This is a genomic window from Arthrobacter sp. T572 (assembly GCF_056780115.1).
Window position 1 is genome coordinate 3,764,000 of the sequence record NZ_JBRAZQ010000002.1, and the last position, 19,267, is coordinate 3,783,266.

Consider the following 19,267-nt stretch of genomic DNA (forward strand, 5'->3'; position numbering starts at 1 on the left):
GTGAAATAGGCATTAGCCATTCGAGCCAGCCAAGGGGAGCATCTTCGTGTAGAGCTTCCCGCAACCAGAACCCGAGGTACGAATCAGATGCGTGTTTTTGAGAAAGTGGCTGAAACGCTGATAGAGCTTGGCGTCCGCCAGGTTTTTGGTGTCGTCGGCAGCGGAAACTATGACGTGACCAAGGCTCTCATTGCCGGCGGGGCCACGTATGTGGCGGCCCGTCACGAGGGCGGAGCGGCATCGATGGCCGACGCCTTTGCACGGGTTGGCAGCTCAGTCCCTGTAGTCTCCCTGCACCAGGGGTGCGGGCTGACAAATGCCATCACCGGCATTGCAGAAGCCGCGAAGTCCGGCACCCCCATGCTGGTTCTGGCCGCTGAAGTTGCCGCTTCGGCCATTCATTCGAACTTCCGGATCGAACAGAGCAACCTGGTTGAATCCGTGGGAGCGGCCAGCTTCCGCATTTCCCGGGAGACCGCAGCCCGGGACGTTGCCCTTGCCTATCGCACTGCGGTGACGCGCCGCATCCCTGTCCTGGTCAATCTCCCCTTGGATATCCAGAACTCCGAAACCACTGAAGTTTACGCCGCGCCTGTTCCCGGCCGGGCCCTTTCAACGGTGGCCGCACCAGCGGCTGAGGACATCATCCAACTGGCGGACCTTATCGAGCGGTCGGAGCGACCTGTCATCATCGCCGGCCGCGGTGGGCGCGGTGCCGGACCCCAGCTTCGGGATCTGGCGGAGGCTTCGGGAGCCCTCCTGGCAACCTCGGCCGTAGCCCGCGGGCTGTTCAATGACGATCCCTTCTACTTGGACATCTCCGGTGGTTTCAGTACGCCGCTGGCGGCCCGTGCCATCCAGGACTCGGACCTCATCATCTCCTTCGGTTCTGCGTTGAACATGTGGACCATGCGTCACGGCGAGCTCATTGGCCCGACCACCACGGTTGTGCAGGTGGACGTTGATCCGCTGGCACCCGGCAAGCACCGGCCGGTGGACTTTGGCGTCTTGGGCGACGCCGGACTTACGGCCGCAGCAGCAGCCAGCGAGCTCCGCAACCGCGGTTTCTCCCGCGTCGGCTACCGTACCGAAGAAATTGCACAGGCCATCAAGGCTGAAGGCCGGTGGCAGGATGTCCCTTACGAGGACCGCGGAGATGGAGAGCGCATCGATCCCCGAACCCTCACCATCGCTCTGGACCGGATGCTCGATAAGGAGCGGGTTGTGGCCGTCGACTCCGGCAATTTCCTCGGGTATCCCAGCGCCTTCCTTGATATCCCGGATGAAAACGGACTTGTCTTCAGCCAGGCATTCCAATGCGTGGGACTGGGTCTTGCCAGTGCGATCGGGGCAGCCTATGCACAGCCGGGCAGGCTCTCGGTTCTGGGCACCGGTGACGGCGGGGCCTTGATGGCTTCAGCGGAGATGGAGTCCGTTGTGCGGCTCGGTATCCCGCTCGTGGTTATCGTCTACAACGACTCTGCCTACGGAGCCGAAGTCCACCACTTCGGTGAGGACGATGACGCCTTGGGTCTTATCACTTTTCCTGACACTGATTTCGCAGCCATCGCACGCGGCTACGGCTTTGCAGCTGCAACCGTACGTAAGCCGGAAGATCTGGAACCAGTGCGTGAATGGCTCGAAGGGGACCGGGACAAGCCGCTGCTTATCGACGCAAAGACCGTCAGCTTTGCGTCTTGGTGGCTCGAGGAAGCATTCAAAGGCCACTAAGGCCATCAACAGGAACGAGGCAAAAAAAATTGACCGCACAGGTACCACTGTCATGACCAACACAACGTCCAAGCCGCAGCTGCTGGCCAACTTGGTTGAAGGACTTGCCCAGGGGTGCATTCGCGTCATCGACCTGACAACTCCCTTGACGCCCAATACTCCCGCCCTGCGCTTGCCGGCACCTCTTTCCAACGTCATCGATCTCAGCCTCGAAGAAGTAGCGGCTTACGACGAGCGTGGACCCATGTGGGCGCACAACAACATCCACGTGGGCGAGCATTTTGGCACCCACGTCGACGCGCCCATCCACTGGGTCAGCGGGAGGGAAGGGCGGGACATTTCCCAGCTGCCGCCCGAAAAACTCGTCGGCCCCGCCGTCGTGATTGATGCATCCTCAGAGGCCGCGGCGGACCCCGACTTTCTGCTTGAGGTCCACCACATCGAGGCATGGGAAGCCAGCAACGGCAAGCTGCCCAAGGGTGCATGGTTGCTTTACCGTACTGGGTGGGACGCTTTTGGAGACAACGAATCCCTGTTCCTCAATGCCGATGAAACGGGGCCGCACACGCCCGGCGTCTCGGCAGAGTGCGCGCGATGGCTTGCTGAGGAGACCGATATTGCTGGCTTTGGTGTGGAGACGGTAGGGATCGACGCCGGTGCAGGCTTCAGCTTGGAGCCACCTTTCCCCATGCATCATTTTCTGTTGGGAAACGACAAGTATGGGGTCACCTCCCTGAAGAACCTTCAGCAGTTGCCGGCCACTGGCGCCTTCATTGTGGTCACGCCCTTGCCCATAGTGGGCGGAACTGCGAGCCCGGCCCGTGTTCTGGCTTTTGTCGAAGAACCCCAGGTCTAGGGCAGCTGCCCAGGCAGCCCTATCGAAGGAGAGCTATCTCTTGGTCCATGCCGACGGGCCGGAAGGCTTCAAGCCAAGGGCAGATCGATGATGCTGTATCCCGCATCCGAGTGGCACCGCTTGGACGGCGTTCCTGTAGAGATAAGGCACTTGGGCGCGGTGGTACGCACGGGAACGGTGGCCGCCGTAATGCCCGACGCAAGCATGATCTGGATAGCTGCGGACGGGGCATACGAACGCGAGATGTTCCTGGCAGCGGACAACTACGAGGTCTGGCTGGAACCGGGGCTCCTCGACGGCGAGCTTCGATACCGAATGACCGATGATCATCTTTACCCATCCAGATCGAGAGACCGGCCGCAGAGGCGTTTCACGAACACCGTACCGGGTTACCAAGTGGGTGGGTGAGATCAGGTGCGACCATCACGGTCCGAAAGAGGCTTAAGCTACAACGGCCTCTTTCGGACCGTATCCGGGCTCAACACTGTCAAGACCCGAACACGATGTGACAGGCTGCCTTCCCCGCCCGCGTCATCCCCGACGGCGGGAATCACCGTCACCGCGTGAGGCCAATCGAGCGCTGGTGCGCCAGAGGTGCAAACCGGCCTGCCGCCGTCGGGAATTGCCCCGTCCGCCGGCGCGTCAGGCGGGGTTGTCAGCCGGAACTTCGGTGCTCCGGCGAAGCTTGACGGAACCGCTGACCGAGCCGCCTTCTGCTGCGCCGGCAGCGAGCCTGCCGATTTCCTCAAGGGGCAAGTAGACGGTGGAAAGCGCAGGCCGGAAGTCGCGGAGGGTCTCGATGTCGTCGAAGCCCGCAATGGTGGCGTCCCGCGGAATCCATACCCCTTCGGACCGCAGCGCGGCAGTGATCCCGATGGCCATGACGTCGTTCACGGCAAAGATGCAAAGCCGCTCCGCTGATGCCTTGATGCGGGCAGCCAGGCCGGGGCCGGCGTCGTAGCCTCCGTCGCGGTTAAAGCCGGTGCGGATCACCTCTGCTTCGGGACGGCCAGCCTTCTTGAGCCCGCTCTGGAAGCCGCGGACACGGTCGTCGGATGTGAGCAGCCCCTCAGGACCGGCCACCACCAGGAAGTCGCCGTGGTGGGTACCCGCCAACTCGAGGGCCAGGGAAGCCGCAAGCTCCTGGTTGGGTACCTCCACCACGTGGTACCCCTCGGTGACTGAAGATCCAGCCACCGGATGGCCAACAACGCCGACTTGCCCTCCGTTGCGGCAATAGCGGTCCAGTTCGGCCGCGAGTTGGGCGTTCCCGTCTTTGTCCCCGGGGCGCACGGAGCGGGAACCTGCAATGACGATCGAGTCGGCGCGGCGCGCGGCGAAGGCGGCTACGGCTTCCTTCTCATCGAGCGGAGCCCCGGATGTACTGGCCAGCAGCACCATGCGGTTCTGCTGGCGGGCGGCGTCCTGGACCCCGCGTGCGATGGCGGCGAAGTAGGGATCGGCAATGTCATGCACGATCAAGCCGATGAGACCCGAACTGGACTTGGCGAGCGCCTGCGCCTGGGCGTTGGGAATGTAGCCGAGCTTGTCTGCGGCTTCGCGGACGCGCTCGGCGATTTCCTCGGCGGGCTTGCGTGAAGACCCGTTGAGCACCCGGGATGCCGTGGCCAGGGATACTCCTGCCAGGCGGGCTACTTCACTGAGTGTGCTGGCGGCCACGGGGCCCTCCTTCTCTGCAGGCATCGGGGCTGGCGCTAAGGAAATTATGGCAGTCTTCCGGCAGTTTTGGGAAAGCGCTTGCCAATTGCAGGGGCAGTGAGGCATTATCGAAGCAATGGGAATGCGCTTTCCCACATAGTATTCGCACCAGCTGGCCGCACCGCAGCGAGCAAGCACACCAAGGCACTGGAGAAAACATGGGCTTCGAAACAAAGACGATCCGCATCGCCATGAACGGCATCACCGGCCGGATGGGTTACCGCCAGCACCTGCTGCGGTCCATCCTTCCGATCCGGGACGCCGGCGGCTTCACGCTGGAAGACGGCACCAAGGTCCAGGTCGAACCGATTCTGGTCGGCCGGAACGAAGCCAAGATCCGCGAGCTCGCCGAGCTCCACAAGGTCTCCGAATGGACCACCGACCTGGACGCCGTCATCAACGATCCCACCGTGGACATCGTCTTCGACGCTTCCATGACCAGCCTCCGCGCAGCCACCCTCAAGAAGGCCATGCGCGCCGGCAAGCACATCTTCACCGAGAAGCCCACCGCAGAAACGCTTGAGGAAGCGATCGAGCTGGCACAGATCGGCAAGGAAGCCGGCGTCACCGCAGGCGTGGTCCACGACAAGCTGTACCTCCCCGGCCTGGTCAAGCTCCGCCGCCTGGTGGACGAAGGCTTCTTCGGCCGCATTCTCTCCATCCGCGGCGAGTTCGGCTACTGGGTCTTCGAAGGCGACGTGCAGGCTGCACAGCGTCCGTCCTGGAACTACCGCAAGGAAGACGGCGGCGGAATGACCACGGACATGTTCTGCCACTGGAACTACGTGCTCGAAGGCATCATCGGCAAGGTCAAGAGCGTCAACGCCAAGACCGCCACGCACATCCCGGCACGCTGGGACGAGGCCGGCAAGGAATACAAGGCCACCGCGGACGACGCGTCCTACGGCATCTTCGAACTCGAAACCCCGGGCGGCGACGACGTCATCGGCCAGATCAATTCCTCCTGGGCCGTTCGCGTCTACCGCGATGAACTGGTGGAGTTCCAGATCGACGGCACGCACGGTTCCGCCGTCGCCGGTTTGAACAAGTGCGTTGCGCAGCAGCGCGCCCACACCCCCAAGCCCGTCTGGAACCCGGACCTTCCCGTCACCGAGTCCTTCCGCAGCCAGTGGCAGGAAGTCCCCGCCAACGCTGAACTGGACAACGGCTTCAAGCTGCAGTGGGAAGAGTTCCTGCGCGACGTCGTCGCCGGCCGCGAGCACCGCTTCGGCCTGCTCTCCGCCGCCCGCGGCGTCCAGCTGGCCGAACTCGGCCTGCAGTCCTCGGCTGAGCGCCGCACCATCGACATCCCGGAGATCACCCTCTAATGACCTCACTGATTCTTCCCACCAACGACGGCGGGACACGCGAGTACCGCCTCCAGCCCGCCACGTCGTGGGCCAAGCCGGCCGCTCCTCTGACGGCCCGCCGCGCTTACGCCGCAGCACACGTCATCCCCGAGGTCGCTGCGGACAACACCCCCGGCGCCCCGGCACAGCTCGACTGGGACGCCACGTTGGCCTACCGCCACGAGCTGTGGTCCTACGGCCTGGGCGTTGCCGATGCCATGGACACCGCCCAGCGCGGCATGGGCCTGGACTGGGCAGCGACCCAGCAGCTCATCAAGCGCACCGGAGCCGAGGCTGCCTCGATTGTTTCGGCCGGAAACGCGGCAATCACAGGCAAGTCCGTCCGCGACCTCGTGTCCTGCGGGGCCGGAACCGACCAGCTGGACATCGCTGCCCTTCCCGACGGCGCCGCCGGCATCCAGGCGGTGATCGAGGCCTACCGGGAGCAGATCGCCGTCGTCAGCGAAGCCGGCCCCAAGGTGATCCTGATGGCGTCCCGTGCCCTGGCCAAGGTTGCGAACGGTGCCGACGACTACCTCCATGTCTACTCCACGCTCCTGCAGGAAGTGGACCAACCCGTCATCCTGCACTGGCTCGGCACCATGTTCGATCCCGCACTGGCCGGATACTGGGGCTCGGACGATGTTTCCGTCGCCACCGAGACCTTCCTCAGCCTGATCCGGGAACACGTGGACAAGGTGGACGGCGTCAAGGTTTCACTGCTGGACGCCTCGCACGAGGTCGCCCTCCGGGCGAACCTTCCGGAAGGCGTCCGCCTCTACACCGGCGACGACTTCAATTACCCGGAACTGATCGACGGCGACCAAACCCACCATTCGGACGCCCTGTTGGGCATCTTTGCGGCGATCTACCCTGCCGCTTCGGTCGCCCTGCAGAAGTACGACGCCGGCAACGGTGCGGAAGGGCGCGCCATCCTGGACTCCACCCGTGAGCTCGGAAAGCACATCTTCAGTGCACCGACCTTCTACTACAAGACCGGCATTGCCTTCCTGTCCTGGCTCAACGGCAAGCAGCCCGGGTTCCAGATGGTGGGCGGCCTGCACTCCGGCCGTTCGGTCCTGCACCTGGCGCGGACCTTCGAGCTGGCAGACCAGGCGGGCCTCCTCAGGGATCCGTCGCTGGCAGCCTTCCGGATGTCCGACTTCCTGCGGATCAACGGGGTGGGTGCATGAGCGACTTCACGCGACTGTCCCTCAACAGCGCCACCACCAAGAAATGGACGCTGGCCGAGGCTGTGGACGGCTGTGCCCGCGCCGGCATCCCTGCCATCGGCCCGTGGCGTGACCGCGTGGCCGAAGCCGGGCTGGACAAGGCCGCCAAGCTGATCAAGGACGCGGGACTCCGCGTGTCGTCCTTGTGCCGTGGCGGGTTCCTCACCGCGGCCGACGCCGAGGGACAGGCCGCCGCGCTGGCCGACAACTTCGAAGCCGTCCGTGAAGCGGTGGCCCTGGACACGCAGGAACTGTTCCTGGTGGTCGGCGGCCTCGCTCCCGGAGAGAAGGACGTCGTCGCCGCTCGCCAGCGTGTGGCCGATCGCCTCGAGGAACTGGTCCCGTTCGCTTCGGAGAACGGTATCCGGTTGGTCCTTGAGCCTCTGCACCCGATGTACGCCGCGGACCGGGCACTGATCTCCACCCTTGGCCAGGCACTGGATCTCGCCGCGCCGTACGATGCGAAGGCTGTGGGCGTCGCCGTCGACACCTTCCACGTCTGGTGGGATCCGGACCTGAAGGCGCAGATCGAACGCGCCGGCCACGAAAACCGCATCGCTTCCTACCAGGTGTGCGACTTCAATGTGCCGATCGCTGCGGACGCGCTCCTGTCGCGCGGCATGATGGGCGACGGCGTCATCGACTTCGCGACCATCGGCACCTGGGTCAGGGATGCCGGATACACGGGCGATATCGAGGTTGAAATCTTCAACCAGGAAATCTGGGACGCCGACGGCGACTCGGTCCTGGAAACCATGAAACAGCGCTACGCGGAGCTCGTCCTCCCGTACGCCTAAAAGACTGGTCCTCCCGCAGATGCCCTAAGTTCCGCGGGAGGATCGCGCCACCAGCGGGTCCCTGCCAAGGTCACGGCAGGGGCCCGCTTTCATAGGGTTGTTTACGACTTGCGGTCAGGCTCCGGTTTTCCATGTTCCTCACGGATCTCCTGACCGCGACGGATCACTTCATCCTCTTGTTTCTGCTGCTTCTCGCTGCGTTTGGTGTCGCGGGGCGGGAGCTGGATGCTTTCTTCGGCTTCGATGCCGCCCTGCAACTGGCGTCCACGTTCCATTTCTGCGTCGAACTCGGCGCCGAACAGGAGGGACATGTTCAGGATCCAAAGCCACAGCAGCATGATGATGACGCCGGCCAGCGCACCATACGTCTTGTTGTAGTTGCTGAAGTTGGCGACGTAGAACCCGAAGCCCAGCGAGGCCAGGCCGAAGACCACCAGGGCGATTAAGGAACCCATGCTCATCCAGCGGAACTTGGGCTGTTTGACGTTTGGCGTGAAGTAGTAGAGCACTGCAATGACAACGACGGTCAGGAGGATCAGGACCGGCCACTTGGCAATGTTCCACACGGTCAGGAAGGTCTCGGACATGCCGATCGCGCCGCCGACCGCTTCGGCGACCGGGCCGCTGAGCACCAGCATGCCGGCTACCAGTGCCGCACCGACAACTGCGACGACGGTGACGGCCAGCATGGTGCCACGGAGCTTCACGAAGCCGCGGCCCTCGTCCACCTCGTACACGCGGTTTATGGCCCGGCTGAACGCCGTGGTGTAGCCGGAGGCTGACCACAAGGCCACGAGGATACCGAAGACCAATGCGAAGCCGGCGGTGTTGGAGCGTGTCAGCTCCTCGATCGGCTGCCGCATGGCGTCAACGCCTGGGCCGGGAGCGAACTGCTGGACTATGTCCAGCAGCGCGGACGTTGTCTTTCCGGCATCACCGAACAGACCGATCAGGGACACCAAGGCAAGGAGTGCCGGGAAAAGGGACAGCACCGCATAGTAGGTGAGCCCTGCGGCAGCATCCGGACATTGGTCTTTGTTGAACTCTTTCAGCGTCCTCTTGGCGATGTACATCCAGGTGGGCTTGACGAGGTCGTTGGGACTGTCCGGCTTGCGGGAGTCTTCCGGAGCCGGGGCCTGGCCCGCCTTGGCTGTGCTGGTATGTGATGAATCTTGTGTAGTCATGAGGCACTCGTCCGTGGGGTAGATTGCGCGAACAACTGACTCATCAATAGTAAGCATGCTGATGATTGAGAGGGAAGCGCCCACGCCGGACAACCCGGCAAATCCTTGCCGATGGGCGGGACTGCGGACTAAGCCAGTTTGCTCGCCAGCAGGAACTCGAACGGCGATTCGATCACCGAGCGGATAACTTGGCCCGCAGCTCCCAGTAAGGTACCCGAATGCTCAAGGCTCGAAACAACCAGGTTCTCCGGAGCCAACAGGCCGGGTGCGTGCCGCTCCAGGCTGGCCTCAAGCGCCGGCCTCAGCCACTGGGCAAGCACGGCAAAGTGTCCACCCAGGACCACGGCTTCAAGATCAAGCAGCCGCGCCGAAGACGCCAGCGCAACACCCAGGTACCTTCCGGCGTCGTGCACTGCCCGGGTAGCCCGCGGCTCATTGGCCGCCAGGGCTGCCAGCAGGTCATCAGTGCGCGTGGCCAGCGATCCCGGCGCGATGCCCGCAGACGAGAAGATCGCCTCCTGGCCGGCAAAAGTTTCCAGGCAGCCCGCCCCGCCGCACGAACAGGAAGGACCTTCAGGATGGACCACGATATGGCCGAGTTCCCCCGCGGATCCGCCGGGACCCCGGTAAAGGTCCGAGTTGATGATGATGCCGGCGCCAACGCCGACTTCCCCCGAGACGTAAAGGAAGTCCGGCCGCCCCGCGCCGTACCAAAGCTCGCCGAGGGCTGCACTGTTGGCCTCGTTGGACAGCCGCACGCCGAGCGGCGCGCCATGCAGGAGGTTGCCCGGCGCCAAGAGCTCGTGGTTCCAGTGCAGGTTCGGGGCTGACAGCACCAGATTCTGCCGCTCGTCCACCAGCCCGGGTACCGCCAAACCGCCACCCAGAACGGTGACGTCCTCCGCAGCCGCTACAGCCTCCGCCTGCCCCGCCAATTCCCGAAGGCTGTCCATCACCTCCGCGGGCCGCATGTCACGGTTGGGCGACTCCACGGCCGCGCTGAAGCGAAGCTTCCCGCCGAGGTCCACCAGACCCACCGCCAGGTAGTCGACATTGATTTCCATGCCCACCACGCCGCGCCGGGAACTCAGCTCCAGACCCTGCCCCGGGCGCCCCCGCTCCCCGTCGCGGTACAGGCCGACTTCGGCCACCAGCCCGGATTCCACCAAATCCGCAACCAAGCTGGACACGGCTGCCTTGGTCAGCCCCGTTCCGGCGGCAAGCTGCGCGCGGCTGGGTTTTGAATCGCCCGTCCGGGCAATGGAGTCCAACACCAGGGAGAGATTACGACGGCGGACGTCACCTACGCGGCCGGGCGCGGCTTGCTCGTTCACAGGCTGACGCCTCCTGACAGTGTTGAAATTTTTCCCGCAGTTCCATTGACCATGATCCATCATCCCCCATATAGTTCAGATTGAAAACTAATTCACCAGCTTTTGCAAAGGAGCAACCATGACCCCGCAGCCCACTCCCCAGGACCGCTTCACCTTCGGCCTCTGGACCGTCGGCTGGACCGGCGCCGACCCCTTCGGCGTTGCCACACGGCAGGCCCTGGATCCCGTGGAGGCCGTCCACAAGCTGAGCGAACTCGGCGCCTACGGCATCACCTTCCATGACAATGACCTGGTGCCCTTTGACGCTTCCGCGTCGGAGCGGGAGCTGATCCTCAAGAACTTCAAGGCAGCCCTGGCCGAGACGGGCCTCAAGGTCCCCATGGTCACCACCAACCTGTTCAGCCACCCGGTCTTCAAGGACGGTGGCTTCACCTCCAACGACCGCTCCATTCGCCGCTTCGCCCTCAGCAAGGTCCTGCGCAACATCGACCTCGCAGCCGAACTCGGTGCTGAGACCTTCGTGATGTGGGGTGGCCGCGAAGGCAGCGAATACGACGGTTCCAAGGATCTTTCCGCTGCCCTGGACCGCATGAAGGAAGGCGTGGACACCGCCGCCGGCTACATCAAGGAAAAGGGCTACGGACTGCGCATCGCCCTGGAACCCAAGCCGAACGAGCCACGCGGCGACATCTTCCTGCCCACCGTCGGACACGGACTGGCCTTCATCGCCCAGCTGGAACACGGCGACATCGTGGGCCTCAACCCGGAAACCGGCCACGAGCAGATGGCCGGACTGAACTTCACCCACGGCATTGCCCAGGCGCTGTGGGCGGGCAAGCTGTTCCACATCGACCTCAACGGCCAGCGCGGTATTAAGTACGACCAAGACCTGGTCTTCGGCCATGGCGACCTCACCAGCGCCTTCTTCACCGTGGACCTGTTGGAGAACGGCTTCCCGAACGGTGGACCGCGCTACGAAGGACCGCGCCACTTCGACTACAAGCCGTCCCGCACCGACGGATACGACGGCGTGTGGGAGTCCGCCAAGTCCAACATGGCCATGTACCTGCTCCTCAAGGAACGCGCCCTCGCTTTCCGCGCGGATCCCGAAGTACAGGCAGCCCTGGCCACGTCCGGCGTCTTCGAGCTCGGAGAATCCACGCTTGCCGCGGGTGAGACCACCGCGGACCTGCTGGCTGATGCTGCCGCTTTTGAGTCGTTCGACGCAGACAAGGCTGCCGAACGCTCCTTCGCCTTTATCCGGCTCAACCAGCTGGCCATCGAGCACCTGCTCGGCGCCCGCTAAACCACAGCAATCCATGGCCGGGTCCGGATACCGTTTATCCGGACCCGGCAACTGCATCACGAAGGAAAACCCATGCCGCTTGTCGCAGGGATCGACAGCTCCACCCAGTCCTGCAAGGTAGTCATCCGGGACACAGCCACCGGCGCTTTGGTCCGCCAGGGCCGCGCTTCACACCCGGAGGGCACCGAGGTTCACCCGGACCACTGGTGGACAGCACTTCAGGAAGCCATTGCCCAGGCGGGTGGACTCGACGATGTGGACGCTGTGTCCGTCGGCGGCCAGCAGCACGGCATGGTGTGCCTGGACGAATCCGGCGACGTAGTGCGGCCGGCGCTCCTCTGGAACGACACGCGGTCTGCCCCGGATGCCGAGGAACTGACACGGGAGGCCGGCGCCGGGGACCCTGAAGCCGGCGGCCGGCACTGGGCCTCCCTCACCGGCACCGTACCTGTTGCCTCGCTGACCGCCACCAAGCTCCGTTGGCTCGGGCGCAACGAACCCGGCAACGCCCGCCGGACCGCCGCCGTTTGCCTGCCCCACGATTGGCTGTCCTGGCGACTGGCAGGCCACGGTCCGGGGTCCGGCCCGGCTTCCCTTGAGCTGCTCCGCACCGACCGCTCCGATGCCTCGGGCACGGGATACTTCTCCGCAGAAAAGGGAGAGTACCTACCCGAGGTCCTCAACAGCACGCTCGGCCACGTTCCGGTGCTGCCCGCCGTCGTCGGGCCTCTTGAAGCCGCAGGCAAAACCCCGGCGGGTGCCCTGATCGGGCCCGGCGCCGGTGACAACGCAGCCGCGGGACTGGGTGTCAGCGCCTCAGTGGGGGACGTCGTGGTGTCGATCGGGACGTCCGGGACGGTCTTTGCCGTGTCCGACCTACCGGCCAGGGATGCCAGCGGACTGGTGGCAGGGTTTGCCGACGCCACCGGGCATTACCTGCCGCTCGCCTGCACGCTGAACGCCACCCGGATCTTCGATGCCACCGCATCCCTGCTTGGCGTCAACCTGAAGGAGTTCGGCGAGCTGGCGATGTCGGCTTCTGAAGGCGCCGAAGGCCTCACCTTGGTGCCATATTTTGAGGGGGAACGGACACCCAACCTTCCCGATGCAACAGGCTCCCTCCACGGGCTCACGGTGTCCAACTACACGCCCGCAAACCTGGCGCGCGCCGCCGTCGAGGGTGTCCTGTGCTCGCTGGCCGACGGCCTTGCCGCGCTGCAGGCACAAGGCGTCTCCGCCCGGAGGATCATTCTGGTGGGCGGCGGAGCGCAATCTCCCGCGGTGCAGCAGGTGGCTGCGGCCGTCTTCGGCCTCCCTGTCTTTGTCCCCGAGCCCGGGGAGTATGTGGCCGACGGCGCCGCCCGCCAAGCAGCGGGTGTCCTGACCGGCACGCTCCCCGAGTGGCCCCTGGACGGAACCAGCATCGAAGCCCGCCAGCAGGGCAGGGCTCCGGAATTCCTGTCCAGGTACCGGCGTCACGCCGCGAAGGCGGCCCTCGGCTGATCCAATGGTTCGGTGCTCTATCGTGACAGGGTGAGCACCGAACAATCCGCCCCGAATCGGCCTCCCGTCATGGAAGACGTGGCACGCGTGGCAGGCGTGTCCCACCAAACAGTGTCCCGGGTGTTAAACAACCATCCGAACGTGAGCAAGAAGACCCGCGAACGTGTGGAACAGGCCATCACCGAACTTGGTTACCGACGCAACACCGCCGCGCGGAGCCTGGTGACGAGGCGTTCGCAAACCATCGGAGTGCTTGGGAGCGAACTTGCCCAGTATGGACCGTCTCACACGCTTCTTGGGGTCCAGCAGGCAGCGCGCGATGCCGGGTACTTCGTCAGCGTGGCCGGCCTGCGGGACGTCACACCCGACACGATCAAAGATGCCATTGCACACTTCATGGACCAGGGAGTCGATGGGATCGTGGTCACAGTCCCCCACCCGGGAACCTTCGACGTCCTTAAGGACATCACCACGCAGGTGCCCCTGGTGGCCGTCGGCGCGAGCGGCGATGAGCATCTTAGCGGTGCCACGGTAGACCAACGCGAAGGTGCCCGACTGGTGGTGGAACACCTCGTGTCCCTGGGTCACCAACGCATCGGCCACCTGTCCGGACCAGCCGGCTGGATCGACGCCGCCGCGCGCATCGAAGGCTGGCAGGACGCCATTACTGACGCAGGGTTGGAGGCACCGGTCCTGATCGAAGGAGACTGGAGTGCCGAATGCGGGTACCGCGAGGGTTTGAAAATCGCCCGGGACCGCTCCATCACCGCGCTCTTCGTCGCCAACGACCAGATGGCTTTGGGCGTCCTCCGGGCCTTCCACGAGGCCGGAGTGTGCGTTCCTCAGGACATCAGCGTTGTCGGCTTTGACGACCAACCTGAAGCCGCCTACTTCATCCCGCCGCTCACCACGGTTGCGCAGGACTTCGAGGAACTGGGCCGGCGCTGCATCGGACTGCTCCTGGACCGGTTGGAGTCGGGCAAGCCCGGCGCACCGGTCACGGTGGCCCCGCGGTTGGTGGTCAGATCCACGACGGCGGCAGCCGGCAGCTGAAGTGACACCCCCGCCCGAGCACCCAACTGGGTCGCATTTGTGCGCGTTTTGAGCGTTCATAACGCGCACTAATGCGACCTAGTTGGGGCTGGGTGCTTGACTTCCATGTTGTTAGCGCTAACAATTGCAACAGACCCTCAAGGACCCCCTTCACCCGACCCCGGCAATGAGGCCTTGGCCAGCCGGATGGAGACCACCATGACTACCTTTGAAAACTTCCCGCCCGACGAGCAATACGTCATCGGGGTCGACTACGGCACTTTGTCCGGTCGCGCCGTTGTGGTGCGTGTTTCGGATGGCAAGGAACTTGGCAGCGGGGTGTTCGAGTACCCGCACGCGGTTGTCTCGGACACCCTCCCGGGCTCGGGCCGGCGGCTTCCGGCGGACTGGGCGCTTCAGGTGCCCGACGATTACCGCGACGTCCTGCGCCACGCGGTACCTGCCGCCGTCGCCGATGCCGGTATAGACCCGAAGAACGTGGTGGGCATCGCGACTGACTTCACCGCGTGCACCATGGTTCCGACGACGGCGGACGGCACGCCGCTGAACGAACTGGACCGCTTCGCTGACCGTCCCCACGCCTACGTGAAGCTGTGGCGGCACCACGCTGCGCAGCCGCAGGCGGACCGCATCAACGAGCTCGCCGAGGCGCGGGACGAAGCCTGGCTTCCCCGGTATGGCGGCCTGATCTCCTCGGAGTGGGAGTTCGCCAAGGGGCTGCAGCTCCTCGAAGAAGACCCGGAAATTTACGCCGCGATGGATCATTGGGTGGAGGCTGCGGACTGGATCGTGTGGCAGCTCTGCGGGAAGTATGTGCGGAACGCCTGCACGGCCGGGTATAAGGGCATCTACCAGGACGGCAAGTACCCCTCCGAGGACTTCCTGGCTGCCCTGAACCCTGGGTTCAAGGACTTTGTCTCCGAAAAGCTGGAACACACCATCGGCCGGTTGGGCGATGCCGCCGGCTACCTCACTGAAGAAGCCGCCGCTTGGACCGGGCTGCCTGCCGGGATCGCGGTGGCCGTGGGCAACGTGGACGCACACGTCAGCGCTCCTGCTGCGAACGCGGTGGAACCCGGGCAGCTCGTCGCGATCATGGGTACGTCCACGTGCCACGTCATGAACGCCGATGTCCTGCGCGAGGTCCCTGGCATGTGCGGCGTGGTGGACGGTGGGATCGTGGAGGGTCTGTGGGGCTATGAAGCAGGGCAGTCGGGCGTGGGCGACATCTTCGGGTGGTTCACCAGGAACGGTGTCCCGCCGGAATACCACGAGGCCGCCTCGGCACAGGGCGTCAGCATCCACGAGTACCTGACCGGGCTCGCGGCGGAGCAGGAGATTGGTGAGCACGGCCTGATCGCCCTCGATTGGCATTCGGGGAACCGCTCGGTGCTGGTGGACCACGAACTGTCCGGCGTTGTGGTGGGCCAGACGTTGGCCACCAAACCCGAGGACATCTACCGGGCCTTGCTCGAGGCGACGGCCTTCGGTACCCGGACCATCGTGGAAGCCTTCAGGGACTCGGGCGTTCCGGTGAAGGAATTCATCGTGGCCGGCGGACTGCTGAAGAACAAGTTCCTGATGCAGATCTACGCCGATGCCACCGGGCTGCAGCTCTCCACGATCGGATCTGAACAGGGACCGGCCCTGGGCTCGGCGATCCACGCCGCCGTTGCTGCCGGTAAGTACAAGGACATCCGTGAAGCGGCCGCAGCGATGGCAGCGGAGCCCGGCGCCGTCTACACACCCATCCCGGAGAACGTCGCCGCCTACGAGGAACTGTTCCGCGAATACCGCACCCTCCACGACTACTTCGGCCGCGGAACCAACAACGTCATGCACCGCCTGAAGGCCATCCAGCGGACCGCACGTGAAGGGACCATACGCGAAACCACGACGGCGACTGCCGCGGCGCCGCTGGCGGCAGCACCGCCGTCGGACATCACCGCAGCCAGCATGGAAGGAGCCCCCGCATGAGCGCGCTGCTGGAAACCATCGCGAAGGTCCGCACGGAAGTCTGCGAACTGCATGCTGAACTTACCCGGTACGGACTTGTCGTCTGGACGGCAGGCAACGTCTCCGGGCGCATTCCGGGACACGACCTCATGGTCATCAAACCCTCCGGTGTCTCCTATGACGAGCTGGCCCCGGAGCTGATGGTCGTAACCGATCTTCATGGCGTACCCGTCCGGGGCATCAACACCGGCAGCGGCGGCACCGTCGATTGGGGCAACCCGGACCTTTCGCCGTCCTCGGACACCGCAGCGCACGCCTACGTGTACCGGAACATGCCAGAGGTCGGCGGAGTAGTGCACACGCATTCCACCTACGCCACGGCCTGGGCAGCCCGGGGTGAGGAGATCCCGTGCGTGTTGACCATGATGAGCGACGAATTCGGCGGGCCCATTCCCGTTGGTCCGTTCGCGCTGATCGGCGATGACTCGATCGGCCACGGGATCGTGGAAACGCTCAGGAACTCCAACTCCCCCGCCGTGCTCATGCAAAACCACGGGCCCTTCACCATCGGCAAGGACGCCCGCGCAGCAGTCAAAGCGGCCGTGATGTGCGAGGAAGTAGCCAAGACCGTCCACGTCTCACGGCAACTCGGCGAACCGCTGCCCATCGATGAGGCCAAGATCGCCTCCTTGTATGACCGCTACCAAAACGTGTACGGCCGCTGAACCGGCCGGCCCAACCCGCCGACGGCCGGCCCCACCCCAACTTTCTGGAGAACCCCATGCCCAACAGCACGTCCGCAAACTCAACCACCCTGGATCACTACGAGGTCTGGTTCCTCACCGGCAGCCAGCACCTCTACGGCGAGGATGTCCTCAAACAGGTCGCGGCACAGTCCCAGGAGATCGCCGAAACACTCAACGCCAGCGCAGACGTCCCCGTCAAACTCGTCTGGAAACCTGTCCTGACCGACTCCGACGCCATCCGCCGCACGGCCCTTGAAGCGAACTCGGACGATTCCGTGATCGGCGTGACCGCGTGGATGCACACCTTCAGCCCGGCCAAGATGTGGATCCAGGGCCTCGACGCCCTCCGCAAGCCGCTGCTGCACCTGCACACCCAGGCCAACCGGGACCTGCCCTGGGCGGACATCGACTTCGACTTCATGAACCTCAACCAGGCAGCCCACGGTGACCGCGAATTCGGGTACATCCAGTCCCGCCTCGGGGTGCCGCGGAAGACCGTCGTCGGCCATGTCTCCAACCCGGAGGTCGCCCGCCAGGTCGGCGCGTGGCAGCGGGCCTCCGCCGGTTGGGCCGCCGTGCGCAACCTGAAACTGACGCGCTTCGGTGACAACATGCGCAACGTCGCCGTCACCGAAGGAGACAAGACCGAAGCCGAGCTGCGCTTCGGCGTCTCGGTCAACACCTGGTCCGTCAACGAACTCGCCGAGGCAGTCCACACCGTAGCAGAGTCCGACGTCGACGCGCTGGTTGCCGAGTACGAGCGCCTCTACGACGTGGCTGACGAGTTGATGGCCGGCGGCGACCGGCACGAATCGTTGCGGTACAGCGCCCGGATCGAACTCGGCCTGCGCAGCTTCCTGGAAACCAACGGATCCGCGGCGTTTACTACCTCGTTCGAGGACCTGGGCGAACTCCGCCAACTCCCCGGCATGGCCGTCCAGCGCCTCATGGCCGACGGCTACGGCTTCGGCGCCGAAGGTGACTGGAAAACCGCCATTCTGGTCCGCGCAGCCAAAGTCATGGGCGGCGGCCTGCCAGGCGGTGCGAGCCTCATGGAGGACTACACCTACCACCTGGAACCGGGCAGCGAAAAGATCCTTGGCGCCCACATGTTGGAGGTCTGCCCGTCCCTCACGGCGAAGAAACCGCGCGTCGAGATCCATCCCCTGGGTATTGGCGGCAAGGAAGACCCCGTCCGGATGGTCTTTGACACCGACGCAGGGCCCGGCGTCGTCGTCGCGCTGTCCGATATGCGCGATCGGTTCCGCCTGGTCGCGAACGCCGTGGACGTCGTCGACCTCGACCAGCCCCTTCCCAACCTGCCGGTAGCCCGCGCACTCTGGGAACCCAAGCCCGACTTCGCAACCTCCGCCGCAGCGTGGCTCACCGCCGGCGCCGCCCACCACACGGTACTGTCCACGCAAGTGGGCCTGGAGGTGTTCGAAGACTTCGCCGAGATCGCCCGCACGGAACTGCTCACCATCGACGAAAGCACCACCATCAACCAATTCAAAAAGGAACTCGCCTGGAACGCGGCCTACTACAAACTGGCAGGCGGCCTGTGAGCGCTGAATACAGCCTGAAAGCCGGCGGCTACGAGGCGGTTGTCACGGAACGTGCCGCAGTGTTGCGTGTTCTGCAGTTCAACGGCAGGGACCTTGTGGTTCCGTTCCCCGAAGGCGGCCCGATCCCGGACTACCGCGGCATCATCGCCGCGCCGTGGCCGAACAGGATCGCTGACGGGAGATACACCTTCGACGGCGTCAGCCACCAGCTGACGGTCAGCGAACCGGAGCGGGGCACGGCGCTGCACGGGCTCGCTTACCCGCTCGACTGGACCGTGAAGGAATACGACGCCGGTTCGGTCACCTTGACGTGCACGGTGGGGCCCACGGAGGGCTATCCGTTCGTGGTGGAGCTGACCGCGCACTACGCCCTGTCCGACAGTGGCCTGCATTGCGCTGTTACTGCACACAACGCCGCAGACGTCGCAGCGCCCTACGGCGTCTGCCCGCATCCGTACCTGGTGGCGGGCTCCTCGCCCTTGGACGAGTGGATTCTGGAAGCGCCGGTGGGAGCTTTCCTGGAAGTCACGCCGGACCGGCTGCTGCCTGTTTCACTGGCCTCGGTGGACGGCCACGAATTCGATTTCCGCGCCGCACGGGCCATCGGCACCACCGAAATCGACCACGCGTTTACGGACGTCACCTTCGACGGCGGGCTGGCGCGGCTGTCGCTGCGGGACCCGGCGGGCACCGGCGTCGGAATGTCATGGGACGAAAGCTGCCGCTGGCTGCAGATCCATACGGCAGACAAGCCGGCCCCCATCCCGAGCCGGATTGGACTGGCCGTGGAGCCGATGACGTGTCCCCCGGACGCCTTCAACAGCGGCAGGGACCTGATCCGCCTGGAACCCGGGGCAACGCACACGGCGTCCTGGTCCATCTACTCCCTCTAAGCCCAACTGGGTCGCAGCAGAGCGCGTTTTGAGGGTTCAAAAC

Annotated in this window: 16 protein-coding genes; 13 read left to right on the forward strand and 3 right to left on the reverse strand. The window is 64.7% G+C overall.

Features of this window, described 5'->3' with window-relative positions; all coding sequences use genetic code 11:
* The first annotated feature begins 87 nt into the window (after positions 1-87).
* The 3 genes from ACUYMZ_RS18645 to ACUYMZ_RS18655 all read left to right on the forward strand — a co-directional run bounded on the left by ACUYMZ_RS18645 (position 88) and on the right by ACUYMZ_RS18655 (position 2,995).
* Positions 88-1,731: a thiamine pyrophosphate-binding protein gene (locus ACUYMZ_RS18645; protein ID WP_481605200.1), complete on the forward strand. Its 1,644-nt coding sequence runs from the start codon at positions 88-90 to the stop codon at positions 1,729-1,731.
* Between the two features lie 52 nt (positions 1,732-1,783).
* Positions 1,784-2,587: a cyclase family protein gene (locus ACUYMZ_RS18650; protein WP_426004429.1), complete on the forward strand. Its 804-nt coding sequence runs from the start codon at positions 1,784-1,786 to the stop codon at positions 2,585-2,587.
* 87 nt (positions 2,588-2,674) lie between these two features.
* The gene (locus ACUYMZ_RS18655; RefSeq protein WP_481605202.1) at positions 2,675-2,995 is read left to right on the forward strand and encodes a hypothetical protein; all 321 of its coding nucleotides are present in this window, start codon (positions 2,675-2,677) and stop codon (positions 2,993-2,995) included.
* Between the two features lie 234 nt (positions 2,996-3,229).
* On the opposite strand, the gene ACUYMZ_RS18660 is transcribed toward ACUYMZ_RS18655, so the two are convergent.
* Complete coding sequence (locus tag ACUYMZ_RS18660) at positions 3,230-4,267, reverse strand: LacI family DNA-binding transcriptional regulator (protein ID WP_426004431.1); 1,038 nt, start codon at positions 4,265-4,267, stop codon at positions 3,230-3,232.
* Between the two features lie 197 nt (positions 4,268-4,464).
* Between ACUYMZ_RS18660 and ACUYMZ_RS18665 the strand changes: the two genes are divergently transcribed.
* The 3 genes from ACUYMZ_RS18665 to ACUYMZ_RS18675 are packed head-to-tail and all read left to right on the forward strand — an operon-like array spanning position 4,465 to position 7,684.
* Positions 4,465-5,634, forward strand: coding sequence for a Gfo/Idh/MocA family protein (locus tag ACUYMZ_RS18665; protein ID WP_397325734.1), 1,170 nt, complete (start codon positions 4,465-4,467; stop codon positions 5,632-5,634).
* Positions 5,634-6,848 carry a dihydrodipicolinate synthase family protein gene (locus ACUYMZ_RS18670; protein WP_481605205.1) on the forward strand — a complete coding sequence of 405 codons (1,215 nt, stop codon included), beginning with the start codon at positions 5,634-5,636 and terminating at the stop codon, positions 6,846-6,848. Before ACUYMZ_RS18665 ends, ACUYMZ_RS18670 begins: the two co-directional genes overlap by 1 nt.
* Positions 6,845-7,684, forward strand: a complete 840-nt coding sequence (locus ACUYMZ_RS18675) for a sugar phosphate isomerase/epimerase family protein (protein ID WP_481605207.1) — start codon at positions 6,845-6,847, stop codon at positions 7,682-7,684. The genes ACUYMZ_RS18670 and ACUYMZ_RS18675 overlap by 4 nt, the downstream gene beginning before the upstream one ends.
* 101 nt (positions 7,685-7,785) lie before the next feature.
* Here the strand turns inward: ACUYMZ_RS18675 and ACUYMZ_RS18680 are convergent, their stop codons facing one another.
* Together ACUYMZ_RS18680 and ACUYMZ_RS18685 are read right to left on the reverse strand one after the other, a co-directional pair.
* Complete coding sequence (locus tag ACUYMZ_RS18680; RefSeq protein ID WP_481605209.1) at positions 7,786-8,868, reverse strand: YihY/virulence factor BrkB family protein; 1,083 nt, start codon at positions 8,866-8,868, stop codon at positions 7,786-7,788.
* Positions 8,869-8,996: 128 nt separating this feature from the next.
* On the reverse strand, positions 8,997-10,262 hold the full coding sequence (locus ACUYMZ_RS18685; protein WP_481605926.1) for an ROK family protein: 1,266 nt from the start codon (positions 10,260-10,262) through the stop codon (positions 8,997-8,999).
* Positions 10,263-10,320: 58 nt separating this feature from the next.
* On the opposite strand from ACUYMZ_RS18685, the gene xylA reads away from it, so the two are divergent.
* From xylA to ACUYMZ_RS18720, 7 genes are all read left to right on the forward strand, one after another.
* A complete protein-coding gene (gene xylA, locus ACUYMZ_RS18690) occupies positions 10,321-11,508 on the forward strand; it encodes a xylose isomerase (protein WP_481605211.1) in 1,188 nt (395 codons plus the stop codon).
* Between the two features lie 72 nt (positions 11,509-11,580).
* Complete coding sequence (gene xylB, locus ACUYMZ_RS18695; RefSeq protein ID WP_481605213.1) at positions 11,581-13,011, forward strand: xylulokinase; 1,431 nt, start codon at positions 11,581-11,583, stop codon at positions 13,009-13,011.
* Positions 13,012-13,080: 69 nt separating this feature from the next.
* Positions 13,081-14,064 carry a LacI family DNA-binding transcriptional regulator gene (locus ACUYMZ_RS18700; protein WP_481605928.1) on the forward strand — a complete coding sequence of 328 codons (984 nt, stop codon included), beginning with the start codon at positions 13,081-13,083 and terminating at the stop codon, positions 14,062-14,064.
* A 198-nt stretch (positions 14,065-14,262) separates the two neighbouring features.
* Positions 14,263-16,041 (forward strand): ribulokinase, encoded by a 1,779-nt coding sequence (araB, locus tag ACUYMZ_RS18705; RefSeq protein ID WP_481605215.1) that lies wholly within the window; start codon positions 14,263-14,265, stop codon positions 16,039-16,041.
* Positions 16,038-16,745 carry an L-ribulose-5-phosphate 4-epimerase gene (locus ACUYMZ_RS18710; protein ID WP_481605217.1) on the forward strand — a complete coding sequence of 236 codons (708 nt, stop codon included), beginning with the start codon at positions 16,038-16,040 and terminating at the stop codon, positions 16,743-16,745. Before araB ends, ACUYMZ_RS18710 begins: the two co-directional genes overlap by 4 nt.
* 56 nt (positions 16,746-16,801) lie before the next feature.
* Positions 16,802-18,331, forward strand: coding sequence for an L-arabinose isomerase (gene araA / locus ACUYMZ_RS18715; protein ID WP_481605219.1), 1,530 nt, complete (start codon positions 16,802-16,804; stop codon positions 18,329-18,331).
* Positions 18,328-19,224: an aldose 1-epimerase family protein gene (locus tag ACUYMZ_RS18720; RefSeq protein WP_481605221.1), complete on the forward strand. Its 897-nt coding sequence runs from the start codon at positions 18,328-18,330 to the stop codon at positions 19,222-19,224. Before araA ends, ACUYMZ_RS18720 begins: the two co-directional genes overlap by 4 nt.
* Positions 19,225-19,267 lie beyond the last annotated feature (43 nt).

Coding starts and splice junctions, on each gene's coding strand:
- ACUYMZ_RS18645 (WP_481605200.1), top strand. CDS start 88: ATGCGTGTTTTTGAGAAAGTGGCTGAAACGCTGATAGAGCTTGGCGTC.
- ACUYMZ_RS18650 (WP_426004429.1), top strand. CDS start 1,784: ATGACCAACACAACGTCCAAGCCGCAGCTGCTGGCCAACTTGGTTGAA.
- ACUYMZ_RS18655 (WP_481605202.1), top strand. CDS start 2,675: ATGATGCTGTATCCCGCATCCGAGTGGCACCGCTTGGACGGCGTTCCT.
- ACUYMZ_RS18665 (WP_397325734.1), top strand. CDS start 4,465: ATGGGCTTCGAAACAAAGACGATCCGCATCGCCATGAACGGCATCACC.
- ACUYMZ_RS18670 (WP_481605205.1), top strand. CDS start 5,634: ATGACCTCACTGATTCTTCCCACCAACGACGGCGGGACACGCGAGTAC.
- ACUYMZ_RS18675 (WP_481605207.1), top strand. CDS start 6,845: ATGAGCGACTTCACGCGACTGTCCCTCAACAGCGCCACCACCAAGAAA.
- ACUYMZ_RS18680 (WP_481605209.1), bottom strand. CDS start 8,868: ATGACTACACAAGATTCATCACATACCAGCACAGCCAAGGCGGGCCAG.
- ACUYMZ_RS18685 (WP_481605926.1), bottom strand. CDS start 10,262: ATGGATCATGGTCAATGGAACTGCGGGAAAAATTTCAACACTGTCAGG.
- xylA (WP_481605211.1), top strand. CDS start 10,321: ATGACCCCGCAGCCCACTCCCCAGGACCGCTTCACCTTCGGCCTCTGG.
- xylB (WP_481605213.1), top strand. CDS start 11,581: ATGCCGCTTGTCGCAGGGATCGACAGCTCCACCCAGTCCTGCAAGGTA.
- ACUYMZ_RS18700 (WP_481605928.1), top strand. CDS start 13,081: ATGGAAGACGTGGCACGCGTGGCAGGCGTGTCCCACCAAACAGTGTCC.
- araB (WP_481605215.1), top strand. CDS start 14,263: ATGACTACCTTTGAAAACTTCCCGCCCGACGAGCAATACGTCATCGGG.
- ACUYMZ_RS18710 (WP_481605217.1), top strand. CDS start 16,038: ATGAGCGCGCTGCTGGAAACCATCGCGAAGGTCCGCACGGAAGTCTGC.
- araA (WP_481605219.1), top strand. CDS start 16,802: ATGCCCAACAGCACGTCCGCAAACTCAACCACCCTGGATCACTACGAG.